Below are 11325 nucleotides of genomic sequence, written 5' to 3' on the forward strand. Positions count from 1 at the left end.
TCTTGAAGTCGATTTATTTGATCCGGCATTCCAAATCGGATTGGGAAACTTCGTATTCGCGCGACAAAGAACGCCCGTTATCAGAACGGGGACGAAAGAACGCGAAAACACTACGGAAATATCTGAACAAAATCTCCTTTTCGACAGATCTTGCCTTGGTCTCCCCTTCGGAAAGAACGAAGGAAACTTTCCGCATATTAAACGTGCCCGAACCTCTTGCAAAGAACGTGAATTTTGTCTCTTCTCTTTATGAAGCGGAAGGATCCGAGCTTTTGGAATTATTAAGGAAGTTGGAATACGATTTAGATAACGTATTAATCGTTGGCCATAATCCCGGGTTGGAGAACCTTGCCGAAAGATTGATTTTCGGGAAGAAGGAAACTTTCCCCGAATCGCTCTTCTTAAAGTTTCCGACTTCCGGGTTTCTGTCTCTGGTATTGAATTCTACGGACTGGAAGGATTGCGGAGCTGTCCCCTGTCAAATGCAGAGGTTTTGGATTCCATGAAAAACGATTTTATTCTTCCACAGAACCCTTTTCTAAAACCGCTAATCTCTCGGCAGGAAATCGAATCGAGAGTCGCTCAAATAGGAGAACGGATAGCGACGGATTATCTAGGAAAGGAACCCGTACTCGTTTGCGTACTGAGAGGGGGTGTTTATTTTTTTTCGGATTTGACGAGAGCCATTCCCTTTCCCGTAGAAGTGGACTTTCTACAGGCAAAGTCTTATTCCGGAAAAGGATCGAGCGGAAGGGTAGAATTGCTAAAGGATCTGGACTCCGATATTACGGACCGTCATGTACTGCTTTTGGAGGACATAGTCGATACGGGACTCACACTGAAATTTCTGATCCGGCACATCCTTTCCCGTAACCCTATGACTTTGGAAGTAGTGTCCCTTCTTTGTAAAGAAGGCATGGAGAACGTGGAATATCCCGTAAAATACATAGGCTGGCGTATCGGTAACGAGTTTGTAGTCGGATATGGATTGGATTTCGACGGAAGATTCCGTAACCTTCCGGACATATACGTTTTCGAGGACTAGATTCCGCTTTTTCCTTTCGAACCTGACAAGATGGAATCCTGGTTCCATAAAAATTAGAATGGGAAAGCCGGACTTTTTTAAAAAAGTCTTTTTTGTACGACTTTGCTTTCTACCTTTGGACGCAAACCAATCTCGGATCTCACAAAATGGATCACCATTCGGTCAGCCTACTCACCGACATCGCCTTAAGCATTATTTTTGCCACGTTATTTTCTCATATTGCAAAGGTGTTCAAGCAACCCCTGGTCTTAGGCTACGTTTTGGCGGGCCTAGCGATCGGTCCGTTATTCGGGCCTTTTATCGACTCCAAATTAGGAATCGGTTATGTCCACGGAGAAGAGAGCATAGAGCTCATATCCGAAATCGGGCTGATTCTACTCTTATTCATCATCGGTCTGGAAATCGATCTAAAGGAATTAGCTCGCATGGGCTTGTCCATGTTCGTTCTGGGCATAGTTCAATTTTTTGTGGGCGTCGCGTTTGCTTGGTTTGCGTTCGAAAGCGTATTTTCCAAAGGCTCCGGAAATTTCGATCTATTGTACTTCGCGATCGCCTTATCTTTGAGCTCGACTATGATCGTCGTCAAACTTCTGCACGATAAGTTCGAAATCAGTACCGTGCCAGGTCGCTTAACGATCGGAGTTCTAGTACTACAGGATATCTGGGCTATCTTATTCATGGGGATTCAGCCGGACCTCCAGGATCCGAGAATTCTGAACGTGACCACTTCCTTATTGAAAGGAACCGCTTTGGTAGTGTTCGCATTCGTCATTAGCCGCTATTTACTTTCCCGTCTCTTTTTGGCGGCTGCGGCAAAGCCCGAACTGATTTTGATTACTTCCATTGCCTGGTGTTTTCTGCTGTGCGGGATCGCGGAAAAAGCGGAGTTATCCAAGGAAATGGGAGCTTTGATTGCGGGGGTCAGCATAGCCGCCTTTCCGTACGGAGCGGACGTTATTAGTAAGCTCTCAGGGATACGCGATTTTTTCATCACTTTGTTTTTCGTGGCGCTCGGGATGAAGATCCAAACGCCGGATTTCGACGATCTTCGGATCGCTTTTTTGGCGGTAGGTTTCGTAATTTTGAGCCGGGTTTTGATCGTGGCGCCTACCGTCTTTCTTTCAGGAAAGGGTCTTCGGGCCGGAATCATTGCGGGATTGAATCTGGCTCAAATCTCCGAATTCTCCCTAGTTATTTTGGCTTTGGGAGTACAAAAAGAACATATCGGAAAAGAGCTTCAGGCGATCGTTCTTACTTCCATGATCCTTGCGTCCATCGTGTCCACGTATGTGATTCTGTTTAACGATAAGATTGCGAGAGGGATTCTGTCGTTTTTATCCGTTTTGGGAATTCGGGAAGCGAGGGAGCCGTTGGAATCGCAGGTCACGGGGGAACCGAAGCGCGATATCGTGCTTCTCGGTTATTTCCGGATCGCCCAGGGATTGATCGAAGGAATAGAGAAAGAAAGGCCGTCTTGGTTGAAGCGGATCTTAGTCGTGGATTTTAATCCGATTTATAGGCAAACGCTCGAATCTAAGGGAATACGATGGGCCTACGGGGATTTGGCGCATCCAGAAAGTCTGCATCACTTAGGCATAGAGGAAGCCAGATACGTGGTATGTACGATCTCGGATATGATTCTTAAGGGAACGACAAACCGCCGACTATTGGAATCTTTAAAAAGTATCTGTAGGGACCACCAGCCTCAGTTCATTTTGACGACGGATGATATCGCGGAAGCCGGGGTTTTGAAGAATAACGGAGCGTCTCATGTGATCGTACCCGGACGATTATCGGGGCTTTCCCTTTTTACGGATTTGAAGGAAATGGTGGAAGGAAATCGAAACACTCTAATTTCCGAAAAAGGCGATAAGAGAAAATCGGCTACGTCTAAGAAGAAGAAACCTTCGCCGAGATAAGTTTTTATGATCGTCAGATCCCCTTGTATAAAAGTCTGCGAAATGGATCCGGAAACCGGATTCTGCCAAGGCTGCTTTCGAACCTTGGAAGAGATCGGAATGTGGACGGCCTATACGGAAGAGGAAAGAAAACGGATCCGGTCGCAACTTTTGGATCGGAAATCGGCCTCCGTTTTACCTAAGGATCCTTTATAGACGTTTCTTTTTTCTCGCTAAGAGTAAGTATTCTTCCACCGTTTTTTTTGCGGAAATTTTCCAATCGTATTTTTTTACATTCGAGGTTGCGAGTCGCTTTTTTGAGGTTGCGATCTTCGGTTTATGCAAAAGTTCTAATAGACCGGACTCGAAGCCGTCCCTATCCATAGGTGAGAAATAAAACGCGGATTTCCCTAAAATTTCCGGCATTGCGCTCGAATCGGAGGAAAATACCGGACATCCGCAGGCTTGCGCTTCTAAAGGAGGAAAGCCGAAACCTTCGTACAAAGAAGGGAAAAGCAGAAGCCCCGCGCTAGAGTAGAGAACGCTCAGTTCTTCCGGTTCCAACCGGGGAAGGATTCGAATCTTGTCCTCCCATCCGGAAGCGTCCGCTTTCAGATATTCCGGGAGTTTTCCATCCGCTCCTGCGATCACCCATTGTCTTTCGGTTTTTCCCAAAGACCAGAGGCCTTTCAGAACGTTCAATACGAAGCCGAGATTTTTATGTTCTTTTCCGATTCCGACGCTGAGTAGATAATTTTGCTCCAGACCGTACTTGCGGCGGAATGCCTGAATTTCCTTTGCGGGTCTCGGATGGAAAAGACCGAAATCGATTCCGTTATAGACGGTTCGCATGGTCGATGGGGAAAATCCGAATACTTCCTCCAAATCCTTAGCCGTAAAATCGGAGACCGTTATTATACGCGCCGCCCCCGACCTGAGTAGGGAAAAAACGAGGTGCATATAAATCTGTTTCGCGGGTGAGGAATGGAATTGCTTCAAACGGAACGGAATAATATCGTGAATCGTCACTATGCATTTTTCCAAATAACGTAAGGGCGCATTGAAATGAGGAATATCCAAAATATCGAATTCCCGCATTTCCGAAATTCCCCACATCTCCCGGAGGGAGTAGACGGGAGCATCATAGGGTATGAATTTATAGAATGAAAGAATGGAAGAGTCTAATCCGGATGCTTCCAGCTTTTCCCTGGATCCTAGGACGGTGATCTCTATTCCGTTTTTTTCCGCGATCTTCGGGAGTTCCGAAAGAATTCCTCGGATCCGCATTCCGATTCCGGAATGTGCGATCATTCTTGCGTCGTAGCCTATCTTTAAAATGGGAGATTCCATGCGGATCGAGTCATTTTCGGTGTTGGACCGAGATTGGCAAGTCTTACGCTTTTTTGTCCGATTTGTTCCGCAGGAAGGAACAAGCTTTTTTTTCTTCGTCTAAGTATTGTCTTTTTTCGCGATAAAACGAAAAAGGTTCATTATTCGAAAGAGGGTTCGATTTGGAAGAGGAAGTCACCAAAATATTAAAAGCGATCGGAGAAAACCCCAGTCGGGAAGGTCTGCTGGATACTCCAAAGAGGGTCAAAAAAGCATACGAGTTCTTAACATCCGGCTATACGGCGGACATTAATAAGATCGTTAATAACGCGATTTTCGAGGAGGAAAGCCGCGGGATGGTTCTGGTTCGGGATATAGAGATGTATTCCCTTTGCGAGCACCATCTTCTTCCATTTTTCGGAAAGGCACACGTCGGTTATATTCCCAATAAAAAGATCATCGGAATCTCTAAGATTCCTAGAATCGTAGACATCTTCGCAAGACGACTGCAGGTTCAGGAACGGATGACCGAGCAGATCGGAAACGCCTTAATGGAAGTTCTTGAACCTCTCGGTGTCGCGGTGGTGGTCAAAGCTAAGCACCTTTGCATGATGATGAGAGGCGTGGAAAAACAGAATTCGGAACTCTTTACTTCCTGTATGCTCGGAGAATTCAAAACGAACATGGTTACGAGAAACGAATTTTTGGATCTGATTCGAACCGGTTCGACCTAACCGGATTGCGATCTTAATTCCTCTGCTTTTTTTTCCGCGATCTGTTTATTCCTTATCATGGCGTCTTGAACAAGGAGACGTTGGGATTCGAATTCTTCCTCTGTCAGATTTCTAGGAATCCAGATCGGTTTTCCGTAAGAAACTACGAAGGTAGTGAAAGGTTTCGGGACACGGTGTTTGTCCCAGGATTTTTCGAGAATCCATTGCCTGGTGCATTCGTAATGGAAGGGAACGATCGGAACTTGGGAAACTTGGGCGGAAGCGATGAGACCCGGTTGTACGATCAAAGCGGGACCTCTCGGGCCATCGGGAGTGAAGGCCGCAGGAAGGTTCTTTTTCAGATGTACGATCATCGCTTTTAAAGCTTTGGAACCTCCTTTGGAAGAACTACCTCGGATACTCGTATTTCCGAACCTATGGACTACTCCGGTGATAAAATCGCCGTCCTTGGATTCTGAGATCAATACGGCTACCTTTCTTCCTCTATGCAGATAGGGAGAATACAGAACGTTGGTATGCCAAATGGAAAGTATGAACGGTTTTTTGGATTTGAAAAGGGAGTCGAATTCTTCTTTTCCGATTTCGATGAGAGAAGAGGTTAAGCCGATGATCCTCTGTAAAAAAACCACGAGTGTAGGAACCAGCCATACGAGGATTTTTCGCTTCAGTCCGTCTTTTTCCGGGGATTCCATTTTTTGCTGCATTGAGCCTACATGCTATACCTTGGTCTAATCGCATTCTTTTTTTCGATCGATTTGAATAAATCCGAGGAAAAAATCGAAGCACAAAGAATCAGTTTTTATTGATATTTTACGGATTCGTCCTTCTTGCGAAAGGAACCGCTGAGAATTGGTAGACAAGCTCCTTTTTAAGGACATCCTGCTGCATTTGCGGAGGTGGTTATGGCAAAAGAAAGAATCGTCCAGCCTAACGCTGATTTCAAAAAAAAAGCGAACATCAGCCTGAAAGAATACAAAGCTCTTTATAAAGAATCCATAGAAAATCCCAAGAAATTCTGGTCCAGAGAAGCTTCTCAAAGACTACATTGGTTCAAAAAATGGGATAAGGTTTTAGAGCACGATTTTAAGAACGCGAAAGTCCAGTGGTTTAAAGGCGGAAAGTTAAACGTTTCCTACAATTGCTTGGACCGCCATCTAGATTCTCCCTTAAAAAATAAAGCGGCTATCATTTGGGAAGGCGACGACCCTAACGAGTATAAGATATACACTTATCATGATCTGTATCGCGAAGTAAATAAACTCGCGAACATTCTGAAGAAATTCGGAGTAAAGAAGGGTGATAGAGTGCTCATCTATCTTCCTATGATTCCGGAATTGCCTATTTCCCTCTTGGCCTGTACGAGAATAGGAGCAGTTCATTCCGTAGTGTTCGCGGGATTCTCGCCGGAAGCATTGCAGAGCCGGATGGACGACTGCAAACCCAAGCTTGTTATCACGGCAGACGGAGGATACAGAGGCGGAAAGGGCTTGGATCTGAAAAAGGCGGTGGACACCGCTCTGGATGCCGCGGTCGAGAAAGTGTCCGACGTGATCGTCGTCCGGAGGACAGGGCAAGAAGCGAATTTAGGTTGGAAGGAAGGTAGGGATCATTGGTGGCATCTGCTTATGAAGGACCCTTCTCTACCACAATACTGCAAACCGGAAGCGATGGACGCCGAGGATCCTTTGTTTATTCTGTACACCTCGGGGTCTACGGGAAAACCGAAAGGAGTGTTGCATACTACGGGAGGTTATCTTCTCGGGGTCACCATGAGTTTCCATTACGTTTTCGACATTAAGCCTTCCGATACGTATTGGTGTACGGCGGACATAGGTTGGGTGACCGGTCATAGTTATCTGGTATACGGCCCTCTGTCAAACGGAGCGACTTCGGTGATGTTCGAGGGAGTTCCCACTTATCCTGATTCGGGCAGATTTTGGGACGTGATCGATAAACACGGGGTAACCGTTTTTTATACGGCCCCGACTGCGATCCGTTCCCTTATGCGCGAAGGAACGGAGCCCATAGAAAAGAGAAGTTTGAAGACTCTTAGATTGATCGGATCCGTCGGAGAACCGATCAACCCGGAAGCCTGGGAGTGGTATTATAAGAACGTGGGTAAGTCCAAATGCCCCGTTTTGGATACTTGGTGGCAGACCGAAACGGGGGGAGTGATGATTTCACCGCTTCCCGGAGCGATTGCCCAAAAACCGGGCTCGGCAACGCTTCCTTTTTTCGGAGTCGAACCTCTCTTAGTGGATGAGAACGGAAAGGAACTCGAGGGCAAAAAGGAAGTTTCCGGAAATCTTTGCATTCGATCCCCATGGCCTTCCATTATGCGGGGAGTTTATGGAGATCCGAAAAGATTCTATGACACGTATTTCTCCACTTATAAGGGCTATTATTTTACCGGCGACGGAGCTATCCGAGACAAAGACGGGTATTACTGGATTACTGGTAGAGTGGACGACGTGATCAACGTATCCGGTCACAGGATCGGTTCCGCGGAAGTGGAAAGCGCTTTGGTGGAAAATCCCTCCGTGGCGGAAGCAGCCGTCGTAGGATTTCCTCACGATATCAAAGGACAAGGTATCTACGCGTATGTCACCGTAAAACAAGGAGTGGTCACGAATGATTCCCTCAAAAAGGAACTGATTTCCACCGTGGAAAAAGTGATCGGTAAAATCGCGAGGCCCGACGTGATACATTGGACTCCGGCCCTTCCCAAGACCAGATCCGGAAAGATCATGCGCAGGATTTTACGTAAGATCGCCGGGGCGGAATTCGAAGGCCTCGGAGATACGTCCACTTTGGCCGACCCGTCCATCGTAGATCGGTTGATAGAGGACAAAAAGAAATACCATAGCTGAAAAAGGAATGGGGCCTAAAAGAATCGTCTGTCTGACGGAGGAAACTACGGAACTCCTCTACCTGCTCGGGGAGGAGGATCGTATCGTAGGTATCTCCGCATACACGGTCAGACCGCTTAAAGCGAAAGAGGAAAAACCCAGAGTCTCTGCGTTTATAAGCGGTAACATTAGAAAAATAAAAGAGCTAAAACCGGACCTAGTCATCGGATTTTCCGATATACAGGCCGATCTTGCTAGGGATCTGATCCGGGAAGGTCTGAACGTTTTGGTTACGAACCAAAGGAGCCTCGAAGAGATTTTCGAGGCGATTCGACTGGTCGGGGGATTGGTGGGAAAAGCCAAGGAGTCCACCGCATTGATCGACGGATATCGCAGAAAGTTGGATAACGTTCGAAAGAATTCGTCGAATAGATCCAAACCCAAGGTTTTTTTCCAGGAATGGGACGAGCCCGTTATTACCGGAATTCGGTGGGTTTCCGAACTGATCGACATCGCCGGAGGCAAAGATTGCTTCGTCGATTTTCGGGAAAAGACCTTGGCAAAGGATAGAATCGTTTCGTTGCAGGATGTGGCCGATGCGGACCCCGACATTATCGTCGGCTGTTGGTGCGGTAAACCTGTGGATTTCGAATGGGTTAGAACCAGGCGGGAATGGCAAAACGTTTCGGCGTTGAGGAACCAAAAGATTTTCGAAATGGATCCGGCGATTATTCTACAGCCCGGGCCGGCTTTGTTCGAAGAAGGCCTTTTTGAACTTGAGAAAATTATGAAAGAGTTCGAATCGCCGGAAACCTACTAAAAACGATCGTTCAATGAGGAAGGATACAATGGAAACCAATCATTCGACTCTCCAAAAGTCGGAATCTTCTATTTTGCAACTTTGGAAAAACGGCGGAGTAGTAATCAATCGGATACGATTCGGATTGGTCCTTCTTTTTACGGTTTCTTTGGTGGGAGCTTACAAAAGCTTCGAACCGGTGCAATTTCTGGTGCATTGTTTCGGAACGTTGACTTTGGGAATTTTTTGCGTAATCGCGTTTATCGGAAATCGCAAAGGCAAAATGTCGGTCGGATTCCATAAGATTTTAGTGATCGGCGACGTTCTCGTGCTGACTTCCACTTTGATCTTCGATTCCTTGGTCGATGCGGATACGGCGGCTTCCACTCTCAGAAATCCGATCTTATTTTTCATATATTTCTATTTCATGATGTATTCCTGTTTGTTGGGGGAAACCTCCTTCGTCATCGTAATCGGAGGCTTGAGCACCATCGGGTCCGGGATCGCGCTTGCCTGCGGTTTGTCCGTCGGCGTCGTTCTTGTAGAGGACCCTAAGGTTTCGCAACTTCCCGGACATTTGAGCGGTTCCACCGAAGTCATCAAGCTCGCCTTCATTTTTGCGGCGAGTCTAGTTTTAGCCCAATTGATGAAACTGTTTTATCGTTTAACGGAGGAAGGTTCCCGCCTTCACCGAGAATCGAAATCGCTGTTGGAAACGCTCTCCGACAATCGGGTCGGGGTGAATCGCTCCGCCGAAAATTTGGAGGATTCGATCCGGAAATTCGCCTTATTCATAAGTAAAACGGGGGAGAAGATGGAATCCCAAGCCGCGGCCTTGGAGGAAGCGAATGCCGTTCTGGAGGAATTGTCGGCGGCATCCAACAGCACTTCTCAATCCATCGAGCTACAGAATTCCAGTCTTTCCGAACTCGTCGGAAACTCGGATAAACTGGGACTGCTGATCAAAAATATCTCCGATTATAGTCAGGCATTAACCAAGTTCGCCGAAGACAACAAGGCGGATATGGAAAACGTCACGATCGCCGCGGAAAAAACTAAGTTATATCTGGTAGATATTGCGAATTCGTTTAACCGAGTGGACGAGATCAATCAGATCATGGGAGAGATCGCCGATAAGACGAACCTTTTGGCCTTGAACGCTTCTATAGAAGCTGCACGAGCAGGAGTTGCCGGTAGGGGATTTGCGGTAGTCGCGAACGAAGTCAGTAAATTGGCCGAGTTTACGTCTGAAAACGCAAAATCGATCTCCGCGATCGTTAAACAGTCCCGGGACTTTATAGAGCAAGCCAGACTCGCTTCCGGAGAAACGGGAGAATTAACCGAAAGACAAAAATTTAAAATTTTGGATACTTCGGAGCGAATTCAGAAAATGAACGATCTTTATACGGAGCAACGTACGATCGTCCAGCAATTCGTTTCGGAAATCGAGAGCATTAAGATCGTATCCGGCGATATTTTGGAATCCACGAAAGAGCAGATGCAAGGCCAGGCCGAGATGATTAAGACCATGGGCGAACTCGAGAGGGAGATTAACGAGATCAACGAAGACTCCGGCAGATTGAACGATGAGATCGAGACCATCAAAAACCGGGCGGCAGAATTGCGAGTTTTAAGCGGTCAGACTTCCTCTTAAATTCAAGTCGAGATTTACATTCCAACCCCCTGTCGCATTTTTGGAAGTTACGATTTCCGCACTGCGGCAGAGGAGAAAGAAATGTCTACTAAGGTGAAAGTAGCGATTATCGGAGGAACGGGGCTTTATAGCCTGGAGGGCATGGAGCTCGTGGAAGAAGTACTTCCGGATACTCCCTGGGGAAAACCTTCCGATAGCATCAAAATAGGTAGGATTCAGGGAAAACTCCTAGCCTTCCTTCCGAGACACGGGGTAGGACATTTTTTGATGCCTCACGAAGTTCCGGGAAAGGCGAATATCGCCGCGTTGAAACTCTTAGGTGTGGAAGAGATCGTTGCCTTTAGTTCCGTAGGAAGTCTTCGCGAAGAGATTCGACCTTTGGATTTCGTCCTTCCTTCCCAAATTATAGATAGAACCCGTGGAAGGGATTCGACCTTCTTCGGCAAGGGTGTCGTCGCTCATGCCCCTTTTGCGGATCCTTTTTCCTCTAATCTAAGTTCGCGGATCAAAAAGGCCGCGGATAAAATCGGCCTGCCCATTCATGAAAACAAAACTTTAGTTTGTATGGAAGGTCCGCTCTTCTCCACGCGGGCCGAATCCCACATGTATCGGTCTTGGGGCGCGGATATCATCAACATGAGCGTTCTTCCGGAAGCGAAGTTGGCGCGGGAAGCGGAAATCGCCTACCAAATGATCTGCATGTCTACGGACTATGATTGCTGGAGAGAAAACGAAGAAGCGGTCACTGCGGAAATGGTGATGGCCAATTTGGGAAAAAATGCGGACAGCGCTAAGAGGTTGCTCACAGCGTTGATTTCCGATATAGGAAACGGAGACGATCTGTCTTTAAAGAACAGCACTAAGTTTTCGATCATTACGGCGCCTGAACGGAGAAATTCCGAAACCGTGGCGAAACTCAAAGTTCTGTTTCCGGAATATTTCTGAAGCTCGATGCCCGGTCTTCGATTCGGGTTCTTATCCGGGTCGGAAGACGGGGTAGGATGGCTTCTTCAGGAT

Annotated in this window: 11 protein-coding genes; 9 read left to right on the forward strand and 2 right to left on the reverse strand. The window is 46.9% G+C overall.

Annotated features, from left to right (window positions below; genetic code table 11):
* The first annotated feature begins 2 nt into the window (after positions 1–2).
* The 4 genes from EHO61_RS04930 to EHO61_RS04945 all read left to right on the forward strand — a co-directional run bounded on the left by EHO61_RS04930 (position 3) and on the right by EHO61_RS04945 (position 3159).
* Positions 3–506, forward strand: a complete 504-nt coding sequence (locus EHO61_RS04930; RefSeq protein WP_135812481.1) for a SixA phosphatase family protein — start codon at positions 3–5, stop codon at positions 504–506.
* The gene (gene hpt, locus EHO61_RS04935; protein ID WP_135812482.1) at positions 503–1045 is read left to right on the forward strand and encodes a hypoxanthine phosphoribosyltransferase; all 543 of its coding nucleotides are present in this window, start codon (positions 503–505) and stop codon (positions 1043–1045) included. Before EHO61_RS04930 ends, hpt begins: the two co-directional genes overlap by 4 nt.
* Before the next feature lie 146 nt (positions 1046–1191).
* Positions 1192–2964 (forward strand): cation:proton antiporter, encoded by a 1773-nt coding sequence (locus EHO61_RS04940; protein WP_135812483.1) that lies wholly within the window; start codon positions 1192–1194, stop codon positions 2962–2964.
* Between the two features lie 6 nt (positions 2965–2970).
* Positions 2971–3159, forward strand: coding sequence for a DUF1289 domain-containing protein (locus tag EHO61_RS04945; RefSeq protein ID WP_135812484.1), 189 nt, complete (start codon positions 2971–2973; stop codon positions 3157–3159).
* On the opposite strand, the gene EHO61_RS04950 is transcribed toward EHO61_RS04945, so the two are convergent.
* A complete protein-coding gene (locus EHO61_RS04950; RefSeq protein ID WP_135812485.1) occupies positions 3154–4293 on the reverse strand; it encodes a glycosyltransferase family 4 protein in 1140 nt (379 codons plus the stop codon). The genes EHO61_RS04945 and EHO61_RS04950 overlap by 6 nt on opposite strands.
* A 161-nt stretch (positions 4294–4454) precedes the next feature.
* On the opposite strand from EHO61_RS04950, the gene folE reads away from it, so the two are divergent.
* Positions 4455–5006 carry a GTP cyclohydrolase I FolE gene (gene folE, locus EHO61_RS04955; RefSeq protein WP_135812486.1) on the forward strand — a complete coding sequence of 184 codons (552 nt, stop codon included), beginning with the start codon at positions 4455–4457 and terminating at the stop codon, positions 5004–5006.
* Here the strand turns inward: folE and EHO61_RS04960 are convergent.
* On the reverse strand, positions 5003–5710 hold the full coding sequence (locus EHO61_RS04960) for a lysophospholipid acyltransferase family protein (protein WP_135812487.1): 708 nt from the start codon (positions 5708–5710) through the stop codon (positions 5003–5005). The genes folE and EHO61_RS04960 overlap by 4 nt on opposite strands.
* Before the next feature lie 198 nt (positions 5711–5908).
* Here EHO61_RS04960 and acs point away from each other — a divergent pair, with 198 nt between their 5' ends.
* The 4 genes from acs (at position 5909) to mtnP (ending at position 11253) form a co-directional block, all read left to right on the forward strand.
* Positions 5909–7876, forward strand: a complete 1968-nt coding sequence (gene acs, locus EHO61_RS04965) for an acetate--CoA ligase (RefSeq protein WP_135812488.1) — start codon at positions 5909–5911, stop codon at positions 7874–7876.
* A gap of 7 nt (positions 7877–7883) precedes the next feature.
* On the forward strand, positions 7884–8675 hold the full coding sequence (locus EHO61_RS04970) for a cobalamin-binding protein (protein WP_135812489.1): 792 nt from the start codon (positions 7884–7886) through the stop codon (positions 8673–8675).
* A 28-nt stretch (positions 8676–8703) separates the two neighbouring features.
* Entirely contained in the window at positions 8704–10308 is a 1605-nt protein-coding gene (locus EHO61_RS04975) for a methyl-accepting chemotaxis protein (RefSeq protein ID WP_135812490.1), read from the forward strand.
* Between the two features lie 81 nt (positions 10309–10389).
* Complete coding sequence (gene mtnP, locus EHO61_RS04980) at positions 10390–11253, forward strand: S-methyl-5'-thioadenosine phosphorylase (protein ID WP_135812491.1); 864 nt, start codon at positions 10390–10392, stop codon at positions 11251–11253.
* Positions 11254–11325: the final 72 nt, after the last annotated feature.

This window comes from Leptospira fluminis, assembly GCF_004771275.1.
GTDB classification, from domain to species: Bacteria; Spirochaetota; Leptospiria; order Leptospirales; family Leptospiraceae; genus Leptospira_B; species Leptospira_B fluminis.